This is a genomic window from Hansschlegelia beijingensis, from assembly GCF_014196425.1.
Lineage (GTDB): Bacteria > Pseudomonadota > Alphaproteobacteria > Rhizobiales > Methylopilaceae > Methylopila > Methylopila beijingensis.
In genome coordinates, this window is the sequence record NZ_JACIDR010000001.1 from 767,507 (window position 1) to 786,529 (window position 19,023).

Annotated in this window: 18 protein-coding genes and 2 tRNA genes; 15 read left to right on the top strand and 5 right to left on the bottom strand. The window is 69.7% G+C overall.

What is annotated here, in order from left to right; genetic code table 11:
* Nucleotides 1-3,021 (bottom strand): excinuclease ABC subunit UvrA, encoded by a 3,021-nt coding sequence (gene uvrA, locus GGR24_RS03600; RefSeq protein WP_246397921.1) that lies wholly within the window; start codon nucleotides 3,019-3,021, stop codon nucleotides 1-3.
* A 236-nt stretch (nucleotides 3,022-3,257) separates the two neighbouring features.
* Here uvrA and ssb point away from each other — a divergent pair, with 236 nt between their 5' ends.
* The 3 genes from ssb (at nucleotide 3,258) to GGR24_RS03615 (ending at nucleotide 6,961) form a co-directional block, all read left to right on the top strand.
* Nucleotides 3,258-3,761, top strand: a complete 504-nt coding sequence (ssb, locus tag GGR24_RS03605) for a single-stranded DNA-binding protein (RefSeq protein ID WP_183393897.1) — start codon at nucleotides 3,258-3,260, stop codon at nucleotides 3,759-3,761.
* A gap of 314 nt (nucleotides 3,762-4,075) precedes the next feature.
* Nucleotides 4,076-6,805 (top strand): DNA gyrase subunit A, encoded by a 2,730-nt coding sequence (gyrA, locus tag GGR24_RS03610; protein WP_183393898.1) that lies wholly within the window; start codon nucleotides 4,076-4,078, stop codon nucleotides 6,803-6,805.
* A gap of 81 nt (nucleotides 6,806-6,886) precedes the next feature.
* Nucleotides 6,887-6,961 (top strand) — tRNA-Ser (locus tag GGR24_RS03615).
* 160 nt (nucleotides 6,962-7,121) lie between these two features.
* Here the strand turns inward: GGR24_RS03615 and GGR24_RS03620 are convergent.
* Nucleotides 7,122-7,265: a hypothetical protein gene (locus tag GGR24_RS03620; protein ID WP_183393899.1), complete on the bottom strand. Its 144-nt coding sequence runs from the start codon at nucleotides 7,263-7,265 to the stop codon at nucleotides 7,122-7,124.
* Nucleotides 7,266-7,436: 171 nt separating this feature from the next.
* Here GGR24_RS03620 and coaD point away from each other — a divergent pair, with 171 nt between their 5' ends.
* The 10 genes from coaD (at nucleotide 7,437) to GGR24_RS03670 (ending at nucleotide 15,783) form a co-directional block, all read left to right on the top strand.
* A complete protein-coding gene (coaD, locus tag GGR24_RS03625) occupies nucleotides 7,437-7,934 on the top strand; it encodes a pantetheine-phosphate adenylyltransferase (protein WP_183393900.1) in 498 nt (165 codons plus the stop codon).
* A 37-nt stretch (nucleotides 7,935-7,971) separates the two neighbouring features.
* Nucleotides 7,972-8,505 (top strand): peptidylprolyl isomerase, encoded by a 534-nt coding sequence (locus tag GGR24_RS03630; RefSeq protein ID WP_183394463.1) that lies wholly within the window; start codon nucleotides 7,972-7,974, stop codon nucleotides 8,503-8,505.
* A 31-nt stretch (nucleotides 8,506-8,536) separates the two neighbouring features.
* On the top strand, nucleotides 8,537-9,001 hold the full coding sequence (locus GGR24_RS03635; RefSeq protein ID WP_183393901.1) for a peptidylprolyl isomerase: 465 nt from the start codon (nucleotides 8,537-8,539) through the stop codon (nucleotides 8,999-9,001).
* A gap of 15 nt (nucleotides 9,002-9,016) precedes the next feature.
* Nucleotides 9,017-9,469 carry a DMT family transporter gene (locus GGR24_RS03640; RefSeq protein WP_183393902.1) on the top strand — a complete coding sequence of 151 codons (453 nt, stop codon included), beginning with the start codon at nucleotides 9,017-9,019 and terminating at the stop codon, nucleotides 9,467-9,469.
* Nucleotides 9,470-9,492: 23 nt separating this feature from the next.
* The gene (queA, locus tag GGR24_RS03645) at nucleotides 9,493-10,584 is read left to right on the top strand and encodes a tRNA preQ1(34) S-adenosylmethionine ribosyltransferase-isomerase QueA (RefSeq protein WP_183393903.1); all 1,092 of its coding nucleotides are present in this window, start codon (nucleotides 9,493-9,495) and stop codon (nucleotides 10,582-10,584) included.
* Nucleotides 10,581-11,714 (top strand): tRNA guanosine(34) transglycosylase Tgt, encoded by a 1,134-nt coding sequence (tgt, locus tag GGR24_RS03650; RefSeq protein ID WP_183393904.1) that lies wholly within the window; start codon nucleotides 10,581-10,583, stop codon nucleotides 11,712-11,714. Before queA ends, tgt begins: the two co-directional genes overlap by 4 nt.
* Before the next feature lie 150 nt (nucleotides 11,715-11,864).
* Entirely contained in the window at nucleotides 11,865-13,613 is a 1,749-nt protein-coding gene (locus tag GGR24_RS03655; RefSeq protein ID WP_183393905.1) for a type I secretion system permease/ATPase, read from the top strand.
* Complete coding sequence (locus tag GGR24_RS03660; protein WP_183393906.1) at nucleotides 13,610-14,947, top strand: HlyD family type I secretion periplasmic adaptor subunit; 1,338 nt, start codon at nucleotides 13,610-13,612, stop codon at nucleotides 14,945-14,947. Before GGR24_RS03655 ends, GGR24_RS03660 begins: the two co-directional genes overlap by 4 nt.
* A 112-nt stretch (nucleotides 14,948-15,059) precedes the next feature.
* Nucleotides 15,060-15,548, top strand: a complete 489-nt coding sequence (locus GGR24_RS03665) for a pyridoxamine 5'-phosphate oxidase family protein (protein ID WP_183393907.1) — start codon at nucleotides 15,060-15,062, stop codon at nucleotides 15,546-15,548.
* 58 nt (nucleotides 15,549-15,606) lie between these two features.
* Nucleotides 15,607-15,783 (top strand): hypothetical protein, encoded by a 177-nt coding sequence (locus GGR24_RS03670; RefSeq protein ID WP_246397922.1) that lies wholly within the window; start codon nucleotides 15,607-15,609, stop codon nucleotides 15,781-15,783.
* 9 nt (nucleotides 15,784-15,792) lie between these two features.
* Here GGR24_RS03670 and GGR24_RS03675 read toward each other — a convergent pair.
* The 3 genes from GGR24_RS03675 to GGR24_RS03685 all read right to left on the bottom strand — a co-directional run bounded on the left by GGR24_RS03675 (nucleotide 15,793) and on the right by GGR24_RS03685 (nucleotide 16,447).
* Nucleotides 15,793-15,868, bottom strand: a tRNA-Lys gene (locus tag GGR24_RS03675).
* A 64-nt stretch (nucleotides 15,869-15,932) separates the two neighbouring features.
* Nucleotides 15,933-16,190, bottom strand: a complete 258-nt coding sequence (locus GGR24_RS03680; RefSeq protein ID WP_183393909.1) for a sulfurtransferase TusA family protein — start codon at nucleotides 16,188-16,190, stop codon at nucleotides 15,933-15,935.
* A gap of 113 nt (nucleotides 16,191-16,303) precedes the next feature.
* Complete coding sequence (locus GGR24_RS03685; protein WP_183393910.1) at nucleotides 16,304-16,447, bottom strand: hypothetical protein; 144 nt, start codon at nucleotides 16,445-16,447, stop codon at nucleotides 16,304-16,306.
* A gap of 417 nt (nucleotides 16,448-16,864) precedes the next feature.
* Between GGR24_RS03685 and GGR24_RS03690 the strand changes: the two genes are divergently transcribed.
* Together GGR24_RS03690 and GGR24_RS03695 are read left to right on the top strand one after the other, a co-directional pair.
* Nucleotides 16,865-17,692, top strand: a complete 828-nt coding sequence (locus GGR24_RS03690) for a tetratricopeptide repeat protein (protein ID WP_183393911.1) — start codon at nucleotides 16,865-16,867, stop codon at nucleotides 17,690-17,692.
* The gene (locus GGR24_RS03695; protein WP_343066179.1) at nucleotides 17,689-18,969 is read left to right on the top strand and encodes a molybdopterin molybdotransferase MoeA; all 1,281 of its coding nucleotides are present in this window, start codon (nucleotides 17,689-17,691) and stop codon (nucleotides 18,967-18,969) included. Before GGR24_RS03690 ends, GGR24_RS03695 begins: the two co-directional genes overlap by 4 nt.
* Nucleotides 18,970-19,023 lie beyond the last annotated feature (54 nt).

The window sequence follows — 19,023 nt, forward strand, 5'->3', positions numbered from 1 at the left end:
TTACTCGGCGGCGTCCTTCATCGCCGGCCTGAGCGGCCGGCGCTTCAGCACGTCGGCGAGGAAGCGGCCGGTGTGGCTGCCCTTGGCCTTCACGATCTGCTCCGGCGTCCCGGTCGCCACGACCTGCCCGCCGCCGTCGCCGCCCTCGGGACCCATGTCGATGATCCAGTCCGCAGTCTTGATGACCTCGAGATTGTGCTCGATCACCGCGACCGTGTTGCCCTGGTCGACAAGCTCGTGGAGCACCTCGAGAAGCTTGGCGACGTCGTGGAAGTGCAGGCCGGTCGTCGGCTCGTCCAGGATGTAGAGCGTCCGTCCCGTGGCCCGGCGCGACAGCTCCTTCGACAGCTTCACGCGCTGCGCCTCGCCGCCGGACAGCGTGGTGGCCTGCTGGCCGACCTTCACATAGCCGAGGCCGACGCGCGCCAGCGTCTCCATCTTCTCGCGGATCGACGGCACCGCCTTGAAGAACACGACCGCCTCGTCGACCGTCATGTCGAGCACGTCGGCGATCGACTTGTTCTTGTAGGTCACCTCCAGCGTCTCGCGATCGTAGCGCTTGCCCTTGCAGACGTCGCAGGTGACGTAGACGTCCGGCAGGAAGTGCATCTCGATCTTGATGACGCCGTCGCCCTGGCAGGCCTCGCAGCGGCCGCCCTTGACGTTGAACGAGAAGCGGCCGGGCTTGTAGCCGCGCGCCTTGGCTTCCGGCAGGCCGGAGAACCAGTCGCGGATCGGCGTGAAGGCGCCCGTGTAGGTCGCGGGATTCGAGCGCGGCGTGCGGCCGATCGGCGACTGGTCGATGTCGATGACCTTGTCGAGCGCCTCGAAGCCCTCGATCCGCTCATGCGCTCCCGGGTTCTCGTTGGCGCCGTTGAGCTTGCGCGCCGCAGCCTTGAACACGGTGTCGATCAGCAGGGTGGACTTGCCGCCGCCCGAAACCCCGGTCACGCAGGTGAAGGTCCCGAGCGGGATTTCGGCCGTCACGTCCTTCAGGTTGTTGGCGCGGGCGCCGATCACCTTGAGGGTCTTCTTCTTGTCGAAGGGCCGACGGCGCGCGGGCGTCGGCACCATGCGCTCGCCGGTCAGGTACTGCCCAGTGAGGCTGTCCGGGTTCGACATGACCTGGTCGGGCGTTCCCGAGGCGACGATCCGGCCGCCATGGACGCCGGCGCCGGGACCGACGTCGACCACGTAGTCGGCGAGACGGATCGCGTCCTCGTCATGCTCGACCACGATGACCGTGTTGCCGAGGTCGCGCAGCCGCTCCAGCGTGCCGAGCAGCCGCTCATTGTCGCGCTGGTGCAGGCCGATGGAGGGCTCGTCCAGCACATAGAGCACGCCGGTGAGGCCCGAGCCGATCTGGCTCGCGAGCCGGATGCGCTGGCTCTCGCCGCCGGACAGGGAGCCGGAGCCGCGGGCGAGCGTGAGGTAGTCGAGCCCGACGTCGACAAGAAACCGCAGGCGGTCGCGGATCTCCTTGAGGATTCGGTAGGCGATCTCGTTCTGCTTGTCCGTGAGCCGGTTCGGCAGGTCCTCGAACCAGGCGTGCGCCGCCTTCACCGACAGCTGAGAGGCCTGGCCGATGTGGCTGTCGCCGATCCGCACGGCGAGCGCTTCCGGCTTCAGCCGGTAGCCTTCGCAGACGAGGCAGGGGACGTCGGACATGTAGCGCCCGATCTCCTCGCGCGCCCAGTCGCTGTCGGTCTCCTTCCAGCGGCGCTCGAGGTTGCGGACCACGCCCTCGAAGGTCTTCACGGTCTCGTAGGAGCGCAGGCCGTCGTCGTAGACGAAGCGCACCTTCTCGTCGCCGGAGCCATAGAGGATGACGTTGCGCGCCTTCTCGGGCAGATCGGCCCAGGGCTTGGTCAGCGAGAAGCCATAGTGCTTGGCGAGAGCGTCGAGCGTCTGGATGTAATAGGGCGAGGTGGAGCGCGCCCACGGCGCGATGGCGCCCTTGCGAAGCGAGATGCCGCCCTCGGGCACGACGAGGTTCGGATCGACGCTGAGCTCCGTCCCGAGGCCGTCGCAGGCCGGGCACGCGCCGAACGGGTTGTTGAAGGAGAACAGCCGCGGCTCGATCTCCGCGATCGTGAAGCCGGAGACCGGGCAGGCGAACTTCTCGGAGAAGGTCAGCCGACGCGCCTCGCCATGCTCGTCCGTCTGGTCCGCGAACTCCGCGATGGCGATGCCGTCCGCGAGCCCCAGCGCCGTCTCCAGGCTGTCGGCGAGGCGGCTTGCGATATCGCCGCGGATCACCACGCGGTCCACCACCACGTCGATGTCGTGCTTCAGCTTCTTGTCGAGCGCCGGCGCGTCCGCGATCTCGTAGAAGACGCCGTCGATCTTGAGGCGCTGAAAGCCCTTCTTCTGGAACTCGGCGATCTCCTTGCGGTATTCGCCCTTGCGGCCACGGACCACGGGCGCGAGGAGGTAGAGCCGCGAGCCTTCCGGCAGGTCCTTCAGCCGGTCCACCATCTGGCTGACGGTCTGGCTCTCGATCGGCAGGCCGGTCGCGGGCGAATAGGGGATGCCGACGCGCGCCCACAGCAGGCGCATGTAGTCGTAGATCTCGGTGACGGTGCCGACCGTCGAGCGCGGGTTCTTCGAGGTCGTCTTCTGCTCGATCGAGATGGCGGGCGACAGGCCGTCGATCTGGTCGACGTCCGGCTTCTGCATCATCTCGAGGAACTGGCGCGCATAGGCGGACAGGCTCTCGACGTAGCGCCGCTGGCCTTCGGCGTAGATCGTGTCGAAGGCGAGCGACGACTTGCCCGAGCCGGACAGGCCCGTGAACACGACGAGACGGTCGCGCGGGATGTCGAGGTCGACGTTCTTGAGGTTGTGCTCCCGCGCGCCGCGGATGGAGATCAGCCGCGCGTCGCGCGCCTCGCGCCGCCCGGCCGCAGCGTCGAAGGCGGCCTCCAGCGCGGCCGCGCCGGCCCGTTCACGCGCCGGCTTCGCGTCAGCCTTCTTGGCGCGCGCGGCCGGTTTGGCGGAGCGCGTCGTCGTCTTCGTCATGTCGCATCGTCCCGTGGCGGGGGAGGGACCGCCGGTCGTCCGTTAGGTCGTGTCGCTCGGCGCCGGGTCAAGGAGCGCTTGCGACTCCCGACGCCGGATGATAGAGAACATAAAAAGAACAAGCGCGCCAGCGGCGGGCATTTTCCCAAACGGCGCGCTTGTGGACAAGACGGCGCATCGGCGCGACCGGCACGTCCGTTCGGCGTAAGGTGCCCTCTTAGCTTCAGGAGATCGCCATGGCGGGCAGCGTTAACAAGGTCATTCTGGTCGGCAATCTCGGCCGTGACCCCGAGGTCCGCCGGCTGAATTCCGGCGAGCCCGTGGTGAACCTGCGGATCGCCACCTCGGAGAACTGGCGCGACAAGCAGAGCGGCGAGCGCCGCGAGCGCACCGAGTGGCATCAGGTGGTGATCTTCAACGAGCAGCTCGCGAAGGTCGCCGAGCAGTACCTGCGCAAGGGCTCGAAGGTCTACGTCGAGGGCCAGCTCCAGACCCGGAAGTACACCGACGCGCAGGGAGTCGAGAAGTACTCCACGGAGATCGTGCTGCAGCGCTATCGCGGCGAACTCGCGATGCTCGACGGCCGCGGCGGCGGGGACAGCGGCGGCGACTCCTATGAGGGCGGCGGCAGCGAGAGCTTCGGGCGGTCGAGCCCCACGGAGCGTCGCGCGCCGGCGCCGGCCAGCGGCGGCGGGCGCGGCGGCTACAGCGACGCCATGGACGACGACATTCCGTTCTGAGAACCCGCTGCGTCCCCGCCGCGCGGTGTCGCGCAGCGGGGCTCCGGGACGGCAGGCGCCTTCGCGACTTGTGCGCGATACGGGCCCCGGCTGGTCAGCGCCGCCGGGCTGCCTTGCGGCGTGATCGGCGCTCCGCCGCACGCCGTATGATCGGGCGCGCTTCCGAGCATAGTTCGGCGCTGCGCTGGAACGCGCCGGCAAGATATTGAATTTTCTGCGCTATTGCCCCGGGTGAGCGGGCAGGGAAAAGTGGCGTTCCGGAGCGGAATCGTCTAGGGTCGCGCGCGCAAAGCGACAGAGAAAGCCCCTAAATCTTGGCTGATCCCAAAGACCCGACGTCGGGCGAGCCGTCCGACGTCCGCCTCGTTTCGATCGCTGACGAGATGCGTCGCTCGTATCTCGACTATGCGATGTCCGTCATCGTGGCGCGGGCGTTGCCCGACGTGCGCGACGGACTGAAGCCGGTGCATCGCCGCATTCTGTTCTCGATGAACGAGAACGGCTACTTCCCGGATCGGCCCTATCGCAAGTCGGCCCGCGTGGTCGGCGACGTCATCGGTAAATACCACCCGCACGGCGACCAATCGATCTACGACGCGCTCGTGCGCATGGCGCAGCCGTTCTCGATGCGCCTGATGCTCGCGGACGGGCAGGGGAATTTCGGCTCGGTCGACGGCGATCCGCCCGCGGCGATGCGGTACACCGAAATCCGCCTGGCCAAGCCAGCCATGGCGCTGCTCGCCGACATCGACGAGGACACCGTCGATTTTCAGGACAACTACGACGGCTCCGAGAAGGAGCCGACGGTTCTTCCTGCCAAGTTCCCGAACCTGCTGGTCAACGGCGCCGGCGGCATCGCGGTCGGCATGGCGACCAACATCCCGCCGCACAATCTGGGCGAGGTCGTCGACGCCTGCGTCGCGCTGATCGCCGAGCCGGAGATGGAGCTCGACGCCCTGCTCGAGATCATCCCCGGTCCGGACTTCCCGACCGCAGGGCGCATTCTCGGCCGCGGCGGCATCCGGTCGGCCTACTCGACCGGCCGCGGCTCGATCATCATGCGCGCCAAGGTCGAGACCGAGGAGATCCGCAAGGATCGCGAGGCGCTGATCGTCACCGAACTGCCCTACCAGGTGAACAAGGCGCGGCTGATCGAGCACATCGCCGAGCTTGTCCGCGACAAGCGCGTGGAGGGCATCTCCGATCTGCGCGACGAGAGCGACCGCCAGGGCATGCGGATCGTCATCGAGCTGAAGCGCGAAGCCGTCGCCGACGTGGTGCTCAACCAGCTCTACCGGTTCTCCTCGCTGCAGACGACCTTCGGCGCCAACATGGTCGCGCTCAACGGCGGCCGGCCCGAGCTGATGAATCTCAAGGACGCGCTGACGGCGTTCATCGCGTTCCGCGAGGACGTCATCAGCCGCCGCACCAAGTTCCGGCTCAACAAGGCGCGCGACCGCGCCCATGTGTTGGTCGGCCTCGCGATCGCCGTCGCCAATATCGACGAGGTGATCCACCTGATCCGCACGGCGCCGGACCCGGCCACCGCGCGCGAGCGGCTGATGGACCGCGACTGGCCGGCCGCGGACGTCGCGCCGCTGATCGCCCTGATCGACGACCCGCGCCACATGCTGTCGGAGAACGGGACCTATCGTCTGTCCTTCGAGCAGGCGCGCGCGATCCTCGACCTCAGGCTGCAGCGCCTCACCGCGCTCGGCCGCGACGAGATCGGCGGCGAACTCGACAAGCTCGCCGCCGAGATCGCGGACTATCTCGACATCCTGCGCTCGCGCGAGCGCGTCCAGGACATCGTGCGGGAGGAGCTGCTTTCCGCGAAGGCCGATTACGCGACGCCGCGGCGGACGGAGATCCTCGAGTCGGAGGCCGACTTCGAGGACGAGGACCTGATCCAGCGCGAGGACATGGTCGTCACCTTCACGCATGGCGGCTACATCAAGCGCGTGCCGCTGGCGACGTACCGCTCCCAGAACCGCGGCGGCAAGGGCCGCTCCGGCATGGCGACGCGCGACGAGGATTTCGTCAGCCGCCTGTTCGTGGCCAACACCCACACGCCGGTGCTGTTCTTCTCGTCGCGCGGCCAGGTCTACAAGGAGAAGGTGTGGCGTCTGCCGCTCTCGGCGCCGCAGGCGCGCGGCAAGGCGTTGGTCAACATGCTGCCGCTCTCCGAGGGCGAGCGCATCACGACCATCATGCCGCTCGTCGAGAACGAGTCCGAATGGTCGAAGTACGACGTGATGTTCGCGACGTCCGGCGGAACCGTGCGGCGCAACAAGCTGTCGGACTTCGTCAACGTCAATCGGGCCGGCAAGATCGCCATGAAGCTCGACGAGGGCGAGGCGATCGTCGACGTGCAGATCTGCTCGGAGGATGACGACGTCCTGCTGACGACGCATCTCGGCCAGTGCATCCGCTTCCGCGTCACGGACGTGCGGGTGTTCAAGGGCCGCGACAGCGTCGGCGTCCGGGGCGTGACTCTGGCCGAGGGCGACCGCGTCATCGGCCTCTCGATCCTGCGCCACTTCGAGGCGACGCCGGCCGAGCGCGTGGCGTATCTCAAGCTCGCCAACGCGGTCCGTCGCGGCCAGGGAGAGAGCGTCGCGGACGAAGCCGGCCCGGACTCCGATGGCGACGTCGAGGCGGGTTCGGAGATCGAGCTCGGCCAGGACCGCTACACTGCGATGAGCGAGGCCGAGCAGCTGATCCTGACGATCTCCGAGAACGGCTACGGGAAGCGCTCGTCCTCTTTCGAGTACCGCGTCACCGGGCGCGGCGGAAAGGGGATCGTGGCGATGGTCACCAACGAGCGGAACGGGCCGCTTGTGGCGTCCTTCCCGGTCGAGCATGCCGACCAGATCATGCTGGTCACCAATGGCGGCCAGACGATCCGGGTGCCGGTCGACGGCATCCGGCTGGCCGGCCGCAGCACGCAGGGCGTGATCGTGTTCGCGACCGGCGAGGGCGAGCGGGTCGTCTCCGTCGAGCACATCGGGGAAGAGCAGGAGCAGGAGACCGAGACGGACTGACCGTCGCGGCTCCGCTCCAGATTAACTCTAATCCGAGCGTTTCCTTGCCGGCTACCGGCCCTCATGGGAGGATCGGTCGTCGGCCCGGTGGGGGAATGGCTACCCGGGGGGCGGGAACGTCTCCTCATCCTGGTTCAAGTCCAGGCTGGGCCTCCAAGATTGAAGCAGCGTCGCCTCAGGGGCGGCGCTGCTTCCGTTTAGGGCCATGCCATGGACGAAAAGTCGCCCGGCCGCTCCCCATGCGGCCGGGCGTCCTCGTGCGTGTTCGGAACGGAGAGGGGCGGGTATCCGGTCCGTCGCCGGTTCGCGGCGGGGGTCAGCGCCCGAGGGGGCTCAGGTCGAGGGGCGGGCGGGCCGGAAGGCGTGTCTCGCCGCCCGTGCTCGCGGTGGCGAGCACTGCGAGCGCCGCCGCCGCGCACAGGACCGCGAAGGCGGTCACCGCCGCCTTCCATCCTGTCATGCGTGCGCCGGGCTCCGCAGTCATCGCCTGCTCCTCGAGATCGTGCGCCCAGCTTAGCGGGCGCCACTGAACGGAGGCCGGCCACGCCGTTCATCGATGGTTCACCCGAAGCGCGCTTGCAGCCGCCGGGGGGCGCGGGGTAAGCACGGCGGTCAACCGCCCGGATGCCCCATGCCGCGCACCGCTTTCTATCCGGGCTCGTTCGACCCGGTGACACATGGCCATCTCGATGTCCTGACCCGGGCTTTCCGGCTGGCGGACCGGGTCGTGGTCGGCGTCGGCGCGAACGCCGGCAAGACGCCGCTGTTCGCCGCCGCAGAGCGCGCGGAGCTGTTGCGGGCCTGCGCCGCGCCGCTCGCCGACGCTGCGGGGGCGACGTTCGAAGTGGTCGTGTTCGAGGGTCTTGTGGTTGAGGCGGCGGCGCGCAGCGGCGCCTCTCTGCTGGTGCGCGGGCTGCGCGACGGCGCCGACTTCGACTACGAGATGCAGATGGCGGGCATGAACGGAGAGCTTGCGCCAGGCCTCCAGACGGTGTTCCTGCCTGCGGCGCCGGGCCTGCGCGCGATCAGCGCGACGCTTGTCCGGCAGATCGCCGCGCTGGGCGGCGACGTCGCCGCGTTCGTGCCGCCCGCCGTCGTGGAACGGCTGGCCGCCCGCTTCCCCCGATGAGCCAGCCGCCGCGGCGTCAGTCCCGAGAGGTCATATGATGAGAATCCTGCTCGCGTTCCTGGTCGCCCTTGGCTTCGCGACCGTGGCCCAGGCCGCCGGCCCCGCGCCGTCGATCGTGATGGAGACCACCAAGGGAACGGTCACGATCCGCCTGCGGCCGGATCTCGCGCCGAACCATGTCGCCCGCATCGAACAGCTCGTCCGTGAGAAGTTCTATGACGGGGTTCCGTTTCACCGCGTGATCGCGGGCTTCATGGCCCAGACCGGCGACCCCACGGGCACCGGCGAGGGCGGCTCCAAATACCCCGACCTCAAGGCCGAGTTCTCGAAGGAGAGCTTCAAGCGCGGCACCGTCGGAATGGCCCGTACGTCCGACCCCGACACGGCGAACAGCCAGTTCTTCATCTGCTTCGGGCCCGCCTCCTGGCTGGACGGCCAGTACACGATCATCGGCGAAGTCACGTCCGGCATGGACGTCGTGGACAAGCTGAAGAAGGGCGCCGCCGGCAGCGGGACGGTCCAGAACCCCGACAAGGTGAAGTCGATCAGGCTCGCCGACGGCCCCGCCTGAGCGCGGCCGCACCGACTACAAGGAGACGACCATGAGCGATCCCGAAAACACCCTGCTGATCGAGACCTCGCAGGGGCCGGTGAAGGTCGAGCTGAGGCCTGACCTCGCGCCCGTCCACGTCGCCCGCATCAAGGAGCTGGCCCGCGAGGGGTTCTATGACGGCGTCGTGTTCCACCGCGTCATCGAAGGCTTCATGGCTCAGACCGGCGACCCGGAGGGCACTGGCCGCGGCGGTTCCGGCAAGAAGCTGAAGGCCGAGTTCTCCAAGGAGAAGCATGTCCGCGGCACCGTCTCGGCGGCGCGCGCGATGGATCCGGATTCCGCCGACAGCCAGTTCTTCATCTGCTTCGGCGACGCCCCCTGGCTCGACGGCCAGTACTCGGTGTGGGGCAACGTCGTCGAAGGCATGGAGAACATCGACAAGATCAAGCGCGGCGAGCCCGTGCGCGATCCGGACCGCATCGTGTCCATGAAGGTCGCGGCCGACGTGGCCTGACGCGTCAACGGGGCGATGGCCGGCCCTCTGCTCTGCGCCCTGCTCGCCGTCGCGCTTGGTTGCGCGATGGCGGTGCAGGGCGTCGTCAACGCCGGCCTCGGCCGCGCGCTGGGATCGAGCGTCCTGGCCGCGGCTGTGTCGTTCTGGGTCGGCGCGATGGCGCTTGCGGGCGTCAGCCTGGCCGCAGGAGGCATCGGGCCGGCGCTGGCCTCCGCCCGGGCCCTCGGACCGGGCTGGTGGATCGGCGGGGGCCTGCTCGGGGCCTTCATCGTCGCCTCCATCGCCTTCGTGGTCCCGCGCCTCGGCGTCGGTCCGGCGATGGCGTTCGCGATCGCGGCGCAGCTGATCACCGCGGTCGCGCTCGACCATTTCGGGCTGCTCGGAACCGAGCAGCATCCCCTCGGCGCCGCGCGCGCGGCAGGCGTCGTCCTGCTGGTGGCGGGCGCGCTGCTGATCCAGTTCTTCTAGGCGTCCGCCAGGACGACAGGACCGTGGACGTCTCGCTTTTCGATTTCGAGCTCCCCGAGGAGCTGATCGCCCTCCGGCCGGTCGCGCCGCGCGACGCCGCTCGCCTCCTGGTCGTTCGGCCGGGCGGGTCGCCCGAATTGGAGGACCGGCGCGTCTCGGATCTTCCGGCGCTGCTCGCTCCGGGTGACGCCCTGGTGGTGAACGCGACCCGCGTCATACCGGCCCGTCTGCGCGCGCTGCGTCGGCGAGGCGAGGCGGCTGCGCGCGTCGAGCTTCTGCTGCACCAGCGGCTCGACGCCGCCCGCTGGCTGGCCTTCGCGCGGCCGGCGAAGAAGCTGGCGGTCGGCGACCGCGTCACGATCGGCGACGAGCGCGCCGGGGAGGCCTGTCTGCTGGGCCGCCTGGAGGCGACCGTCGAGGCGCGTGGCGACGGCGGGGAGGTGACGCTCGCCTTCGACCTCGCTGGCCCCGATCTCGATCTCGCCATCGCGTCTGCGGGCGAGCTGCCGCTGCCGCCCTACATCGCCGGCCGCCGCCCGACAGACGAGCGCGACGTCGCGGACTATCAGACGGTCTTCGCCCGCGAGCCCGGCGCCGTCGCCGCGCCGACCGCCGGCCTGCATTTCACCCCCGAATTGCTTGCGGCGCTCGACCGCCGCGGCGTCGTCCGCCACGAAACGGTGCTGCATGTCGGCGCCGGCACCTTCCTGCCGGTCAAGGTCGAGGACACCGACGACCATCGGATGCACGCCGAAAGCGGCTTCCTCGACGCGGCCACGGCCGAAGCGCTCAACGCCGTCCGCGACGCCGGCGGCCGGATCGTGGCGGTCGGCACGACGGCCGCGCGCTTGCTCGAGAGCGCTGTCGGGGACGACGGCCGCATCGCCGCCTTCTCGGGCGAGACCGACATCTTCATTACCCCCGGCTTCCGCTTCTGCGGGGTGGACGCCCTGCTGACGAACTTCCACCTGCCGCGCTCGACCCTGATGATGCTGATCTCCGCCTTCGCCGGGCTGGACGTGGTGCGCCGCGCCTACGCGCACGCGATCGCCGAGCGGTACCGGTTCTATTCCTACGGCGACGCCTGCCTGTTTCTCCCGGAGCGCCGCGCGTGAGCCGCATCCCTTTCCACGTCAACGCCAGCGAGGGCGCGGCGCGCGTCGGCGAGCTGGTGTTCCCGCGCGGGACGATCCGGACGCCCGCCTTCATGCCGGTCGGAACCGCCGCCACCGTGAAGGCGCTCTACCCCGAACAGGTGCGGGGGACGGGCGCCGACGTCGTGCTCGGCAACGTCTACCATCTGATGCTGCGCCCCGGCGCGGAGCGCGTCGCATCGCTCGGGGGCCTGCACGCCTTCATGCGCTGGCCGCACCCGATCCTGACGGATTCCGGCGGCTTCCAGGTCATGTCGCTCTCCGCGCTGCGGAAGCTCGACAAGGACGGAGTGACGTTCCGCTCGCATCTCGACGGCTCGACGCACCGCCTGACGCCAGTGCGCTCGATCGAGATCCAGAGCCTGCTCGGCTCCGACATCGCGATGCAGTTCGACGAATGCGTGCGGCTGCCTGCGCCGCGCTCGGAGATCGAGCGCGCCATGCTGCTGTCGCTCGACTGGGCCGAGCGCTCCAAGGTCGCTTTCGGATCGCCCGAGGGGCGGGCGCTGTTCGGGATCGTGCAGGGCGGCGACGACGCCGCGCTGCGGAGCTTCTCCGCCCGCCGGTTGGTCGAGATCGGCTTCGACGGCTACGCGGTCGGCGGGCTGGCGGTCGGCGAGCCCCAGGCCACGATGCTCTCGGTGCTCGACGATGTGGTTCCGGAATTGCCCGTCGGGCGGCCGCGCTACCTCATGGGGGTCGGCTCTCCGGACGATCTTCTCAAATGCGTCGCGCGCGGCATCGACATGTTCGACTGCGTGATGCCGACCAGGGCGGGCCGCCATGGCCAGGCTTTCACCCGCTTCGGCAAGATCAACCTGAAGAACGCCCGGCATGCCGACGATCCGCGGCCGCTGGACGAGGAAAGCGACTGCCCCGCGCTCAGGGACTATTCGCGCGCCTACCTCCATCACCTCGTGCGCTCGGGCGAGATCCTCGGCATGATGCTGCTGAGCTGGGCCAACGTGGCCTACTATCAGCAATTGATGGCCGGCGCCCGGGAGGCGATCGCGGCCGGCCGCTTCGCCGACTACGCAGAGACGGCGCGCGCGGGTTGGGCCAGAGGCGACATACCGCAGCTGCCCACTTGAGATAGTTTTTACCCTCGCGCGTTGAGCCGGCTTTCCATCCGTCGGCCGCGCCTAGGTTCCTACGTACGCAGTCGATCCGGTTGCGGCGGGAGCTTGCCTCAGCATACTTCGCGACGAGGCGAGCGCGCGGGCGTAGGGAACAAGACGTCCATGGCGGAGACGAAGACGGAAGCGACCGGCGCGGGCGCCGAGGCCCTGAAGCAGGTGCTTCGGGAACTGCGCTCCGCCGTGGGCCTGCTCGCGATCTTCAGCATAGCCATCAACCTGCTGCTGCTGGTCCCGTCTCTTTACATGATGCAGGTCTACGACCGCGTCCTGAGAAGCGGCGTGGTGGAGACCCTGATCTACGTCACGCTGATCGCCGCGGGGGCGATCGCGGTCTACGCGGCTCTGGAGGCGCTCCGCCTGCGCGCGCTCGCACGGATCGGCGAGTGGATCGAGGACACGCTGTTCGAGCCGGTCTTCGCCGCCGCGCTCACCGCCGAGCGCGGGCTCATCAAGACCTCGGGCGCGCAGGAGGGCACGCCCTTCACCGACCTCAGGACGGTGCGCAGCTTCCTTTCCGGACCGACGCTGCCGTCGCTCTGCGACATCCCCTGGATGCCGATCTTCCTGCTCGGCTGCACGCTCATACACCCCTATCTCGGCCTGCTCGGACTGGTGTTCTCGGTCCTGATCGTGGCGCTCGCGGTGCTGAACGACCGCGTCACCAGGCCGGCGGCGGAGCGGGTCGCGAAGGGTCAGCAGGAGGCGCAGCGCGTGCTGGCCGAGGCGGCGCGGAATGTCGACAGCGTGTCGGCGATGGGGCTCGGCCGTCCGCTCGCCGCTCAGGCGAGCCAGGTGAACGCCGCCGCGACCCTGACCCTGGGCGCCGCCGCCGATCGTGGGACGGTGATGATCGGAGCGGGCAAGTTCCTGCGCGTCGTCGCCCAGATCGCGACTCTCGCGCTCGGCGCGTACCTCTCCCTCCAGGGCCACATCACGCCCGGCGGGATGATCGCGAGCTCGATCCTGCTGTCGCGCGCGCTGGCGCCGCTCGACCAGTCGATCGCGGCGTGGCGCGGCCTGCAGCAGTGCCGCATGGCGTGGCGCCGGATCTCGGCGCTGCTTAACGCTTCGGGCGCCGCGGTCGACGACCCGATCGCGTTGCCGGCCCCTGAAGGCCGGGTGAGCATCGAGGGCGTGACGGTCGTGGCCGGAGGCGGCAAGGCCATCCTGGCCGGGGTGTCCCTCGCCATCGCTCCCGGCGAGAGCGTGGCCTTCATCGGGCCTTCCGGCTCCGGCAAGAGCACGCTGTGCCGCGCGATCGTCGGCAGCCGCGCGCCGACGCGCGGCGTCGTGCGGCTCGACGGCGGCGACATCCTGTTGTGGCGCGACGACCAGCGCCGCCGCTATGTCGGATATCTGGCGCAGGGCACGGAGCTGTTCTCGGGCCGCGTGCGCGACGTCATCGCCCGCTTCGACGAGCCGGACGACGAGGCCGTGGTGGCCGCGGCGAAGCTCGCGGGTTGCCACGATCTCATCCTCGGACTGCCGCAGGGCTACGACACCCATCTGGCGAATGGCGGCGCCATGCTGTCGGGCGGGCAGCGCCAGCGGGTGGCGCTCGCCCGCGCGGTCTATGGCGAAACCCGCCTCGTGGTGCTCGACGAGCCGAACGCCAGCCTCGACGGAGAAGGCGAGCGGGCGCTGGTCGCCTGCATCGCGGCTCTGAAGCGGCGCGGCGTCACGGTGTTGCTTGTGACCCACAAGCCCGCGCTCGCGCATCTCGCGGACCGCGTGGCGGTCATGCAGAACGGGCAGCTCGTGAAGGTCGGCCCGCCGACCGAGATCCTACGCGAACTGGTGGCGCCGGTGCCCTCGTCGGATGTGCGCTCCATTCCGGGGGCGGCCCGATGACGGCTTCGAAGACGACGGCTCCGCTCCCCCCGCGGCCGGCGCGGCTCGCGGTGCGGCTGCGAGGCGTGGCGATCGCGGGCGGCGTGGTGATCGTGGGCTTCATGGGCGGCTTCACCGTGTGGGCGGCCACGGCGCCGCTGGCCGCCGGAGCGGTCGTTCGCGGCGTGGTCGGTCCCGAGGCCAGCCGCAAGTCCGTCTCCCACCTCGAAGGCGGCATCATCAGCGAGATCCTGGTCAAGGATGGCGACTACGTGAAGCGCGGCGCGCCGCTGGTCACGCTGCAGCGGGCCCAGGCCCAGGCCATGGTCGGTCAGGTCCGGGGGGCGCTGTCCCGTCGCGAGGCCGAGGCGGCGCGGCTCGCCGCGCAGCTCGCCGGGTCGGATCAGATCGATTTTTCGGCGGCGCTGGCAGTTGCGGGCGACGACCCGCAGTTCGCGACGTTCCTGAACGGCCAGCAGCGGCTGTTCGAGACCTCGGTCAAGGGACTGCAGGAGAAGCAGGACCTCCTGCAGACGCAGATCTCGCGGCTGCGCGCCGAGGTGGAGGGCGCCCGCGCGCGCATCAGCGGCTCCGAGGAGCAGCGCGCGCTGGTGGACGTCCAGATCGCCGACACGCAGGGGCTGTTGGAGAAGGGCCTCGCCCGCAAGCCGCAAATGCTCGACCTGCAGCGCCGCAGGTCGGAGCTCGAGACCGAGGTCGCGGCCCTGAGAGCGCAGATCAAGCGCTCGGAGATCGAGGCGGTCGAGAAGCAGATCACGCTTCAGAACGCGGGCACCAGCTACCTGAACGACGTTTCCGCCGAACTCGCCAAGGCGCGGGCGGAGATCGCCGGCATGCGGGCCAAGCTCGCCGCCAGCGACGACGTGCTCACCCGCACGCAGGTGCTCGCCCCCGACACGGGCTATGTGCTGAACCTTCAGGTGAAGACGGTGGGCGGGGTGGTGAAGGCGGGTCAGGAGATCCTGCAGATCGTCCCCACCGAAGGGGACCTCGTGATCGAGGGCAGGGTGTCGCCGCAGGAGATCCGCAGCATCGAGGCGGGCCAGGCGGCGCGCGTCTCGTTCACCACCTTCCCCATGCGCGACATGCCGATGATCCCGGGCCGCGTCGTCAAGGTGGCGGCCGACATCATCACCGACCCACAGACCCGCGAGAGCTTCTACACGGCCCAGGTCGCCGTGGACCGCTCCGCCTTCAGCGCCTATGCGAACCCCGCCGACATGAAGCCGGGCACGCCCGTCGAAGCCTATGTCGAGTCGAGGAAACGGGTGGCGATGGAGTATTTCATCGAACCGGTGGTGCACTCCTTCCGGAAAAGCTTCCGGGAACAGTGACGCGGCGGCGATCGCCGTCGGCCGCGGGTCTCACCTCGTGAGGAACCAGGTCTCCCGCTGGCGGTTGTCAGAGGGAGACCGCCGCCATGCGCGGTCCTTGCGAGGAGCACCAATGACGACCAATTCCGACATCGATCGCGTCTGGCGCCTCGTGGACGAGATTCGCGTCTGCATGCTGACGTCGAAGCAGGGCCGCGCTCTGCGCGCCCGTCCGATGCACGCCATCGTGGATCGTGAAGCGGGCGAAATCGCTTTCCTGACGGACGCGCGGGCGCACAAGGACGACGAGATCGCCGCGGACCCCGAGGTGTGCCTCGCCTTCGCGAAGCCCGGCTCCAACGATTACGTCTCGATCTCCGCGACCGCCGAGGTGAGCGACGATCGCTCGGCGATCAAGGCGCATTGGTCGGAGATGGCCAAGACCTGGTTCCCGGACGGCCCCGACGATCCGAACATCCGTCTCCTGAGGGTCATCCCGCACTCGGCGGAGTTCTGGGAGGGCGTCTCAAATCCGTTCGTGGTGGCGTTCGAGATCGCGAAGGCCCGGGCGAAGCACGAGCGGCCCGATCTTGGCGAGGCCGGCAAGGTGGCGCTCGGCTGACGCGGCCCGGGGGCCGCGGACCAGCCGCATCCGACGCTTGATGATCAAGGAGGCCCAGATGGGACCCAATGTGCCGAATCCGCCCATGCCGGGCGAACCGATCAGCCCGCCCACGCCGCAGGAGACCCCGGTCCAGGATCCGGACATCGTGCCGAATCCGGAGCCGGCGATCGATCCGTCGATCGACGAGCCAGGGGAGCCCCCGGCGGAGCCGATCATCAACCCGCCGATGTGATCGGACAGGTGGTGAGCGCGCTGGGACTCGAACCCAGGACCTACAGATTAAAAGTCCGTTGCTCTACCAGCTGAGCTACGCGCTCCTGCGACGCGCTGCGTCGCGGGGCGTCATCTAGCATCTCATTCGCCGGCGCGCGAGCCTCGATGTCACGCGCGCGGATCGGAATTAGGACCGGCCGACCGGATCAGGAAGCTGAGCCCGGCGCCTTCCGGGCGGATCGCCAGAAGCTCCGCGCCTGCTTCCCGCGCGGCGTTCGGGACATCGATCCGCGCCAGCGGATCGTCGGCCAGCACGTTCAGCACCCCGCCGGCAGGCGCGCGTCTCAGGGCCTTGAGCGTCCTGAGCGCGGGCAGGGGGCATCTCAGCCCCCGAACGTCCACCTCAGTCACAGATGTCTCGTCCATCCGTCCTCCGGAGCCGGCGCAGCGTCGCCGGGGACCAGGGGCCGGGGCTGGCCGCAGCCACTATCTGCGGCCAGCGACCCGATTCAAGCTGGACGAGAAGAGCCGGCCTGGAATCAGAGGCCGAACGGGAAGTCCCGATGCGCGCGGTGGATGGCGCGGCCCTGCTCTTCGAAAAAGGCGTCGAACCGGGTGATGAACCCGGACAGGAAGCCCGCGAACGGCGAGCGGGAGATCATTTCGACGACGACAGCGGTCATGGTTTCGCACCTCGGCTGGGGCGCTAGGGCCCGATTATCTGCCGTGGTATGTGGCATGCCAGACGAAGGGCTTGAACCATCGGACCCGCATGGCTGTCCTGCAAGCGGGAATAGCCCACGCCTTACGTTTCGTTAGGTTCTGCCAGGGGGCTCGCCGGAAAGGCCTCAGGAGCGCGGGTCGCTTCCAATCCCCGTGGGGTCGGCTATTGATCGAGGCGCCGTAGCGCGGCTCCGCCGCCTCGCGTGAGGATCGCCGAGAATGTCGACCCTTCAGACGTTCCCGAACGCAGCCCGGCCGCAGGGTCCGGGCCCTGCATGGGCGCCAATGGGCTGCCTTCCCGTCATCCGCGGCTCCGCGGCCCGCGTCGTGGGTGATCGCATGGACGTGGCGACCGCCGCTCGCGACGGGGCGAACTCATGAGCTGGCTCAAGACATTCTTCAAGAGCGCTTTCCAGGACGAGACCGAGGAAGAGCAGGACGACGGCGACCTCGCTGCGCTGCTCGACTCGGCCTTCAGGGCCGCTTCGAGAGGCGATTACGAAACTGCCGTCGCGATGTGGCGGCCGCTCGCGGAGAGCGGCGTTCCGCAGGCGCAGACGAGTCTCGGCGCCTGCTGCGCTGAAGGGCTCGGGACGCCGCGCGATCCCGCCGCGGCCGCTTCATGGTTCCGGCGCGCCGCCGCGGAAGGCGACGCCGTCGGGCAGCGTCACCTCGCGGCGCTCCACTTCAAGGGCGAAGGCGTGCCCCAGGACTATGAGGAAGCCCTCCGCCTCTATCGGCTCGCGGCCGAGCAGGGCGACCCTGCGGCGCAGGACATGCTGAGCTGGATGCTGCTGGAGGGGCAGGGCGGTGACTCGGATCCCGTCGAGGCGCGCCGCTGGGCGCTCGCCGCAGCAGAGCAGGAGATCGCGAGCAGCATGACGCGGCTTGGCCTGATCGCCCAGGACGCGCTGGGCATGGAGCGTGATTCCGAGGAGGCCGCCCGCTGGTGGTACGAAGCGGCGCGGCGCGGCGACGCCGACGGGCAGGCGATGCTCGGGGCTGCGCTCCACCTCGGCGCAGGCGTCGAGAAGGATGATCGCGCGGCGCTGATCTGGCTGCTGCGCGCGGACGCCGCTGGCAGCGCGCTCGCTGAGCGGTTCATTGGGCCCGCGCGCGACTCGCTTTCGGCGGAGCAGATCGCCGAGGCCGAGCAGGCGGCGCAGCGCACGCCCTATCGGCCCGGCGCCGAGGTGGCGGAGTGACCGCCGGCGTGCGCTCCATCGGCGAAGTCGGTTCTTTGCTCGCCAGCGACATCTGCGGAGATCCCGGTCTGCTTTCGGCCATGTCGGCGCAGGAAAGGGCGGCCGCCCTGGTGGCCGGCCCGGTCAAGGCGGAAACCGTCGACCTGGCGCGGCTGCGCGGCCGCATCTCCGCCGAGGACGTCGTGAGCCCGACGCCGCTGCCGCCGTTCGACCATTCCGCGATGGACGGCTACGCGGTCGCGAGCCTCGACCTTGATCACGTCGTCCGAAGCCGGCTGGCCGCGGGCGCTTCGGGCGAGCCGGAGACGCTTCGGCCCGGAGACGCGGCGCGCATCTTCACCGGCGCGCCGCTGCCGCCCGGCGCCGTAGCGGTCGCGATGCAGGAGCGCGCCCGCCGCGAAGGCGACCGGATCCGCCTGGAGTTCAGGCCGGATCACGGCGCGAACATCCGACGCCGGGGCGAGGACGTGGCCGCGGGCGACGTGATCGTGCCGGCGGGAGTCAGGCTCGACGCGCGCCATCTCGCGATCCTCGCCTCGGCAGGGGTCGAGGCCGTCGCGGTCCGGCGGCCGGTGGTCGTCGGCCTCATGTCGACCGGCGATGAATTGCTGCGGCCCGGCGAACCGCTGCGCGCGGGCAGAATCCATGACGCGAACCGACCGATGCTGGCCGCCATCCTCGCGCGGCCGTCGCATGAAGTGGTCGACCTCGGCGTCGCGCCGGACGATCGGCCGACCCTGACGAAGCTGCTGCTCGAGGCCGCCGAGCGCTGCGACGTGATCGTGACGAGCGGCGCGACGTCGGTCGGCGACGAGGATCATCTCGCCGCCTCGGTCTCTGCCGCGGGCGGGCGGCTCGATCTCGCGCGGGTGGCGCTCAAGCCGGGCAAGCCGGTCGTGGTCGGCCACGTGGGCGGCGCGGTTCTCATCGGCCTGCCCGGAAATCCGTTCGCCGCGCTCGTGGCTCACATGCTGATCGGGCGTGTCGCGCTCGAGCGGCTGGCAGGCCTGACGCCGCGACCGCTGCGGCCGCTGCCGGCGATCGCGGCTTTCGGCCAGCGCGGTCCCGGCTCGCGCACCGAGTTCGCGCCGGCGGCGCTGCTCGGCGCCGATTCGCGCGGCGTCCTGAGGGTTGAGAAGCTCGGACGCGGCGGGTCGGCCCGGCTCGCGCCGCTGATCGCGGCGGACGGCCTCGCCGTCATTCCTGCAGGGCGTGAGGAAATCCGGCCGGGCGATCCGATCGGATTCCTCCCCTTCGAAGCCGCGATGGAACTCTAGGGGCAAAAAAAACCGCCCGAACGACGGGCGGCAGGCTTGGTTGCGCTTGGCGGC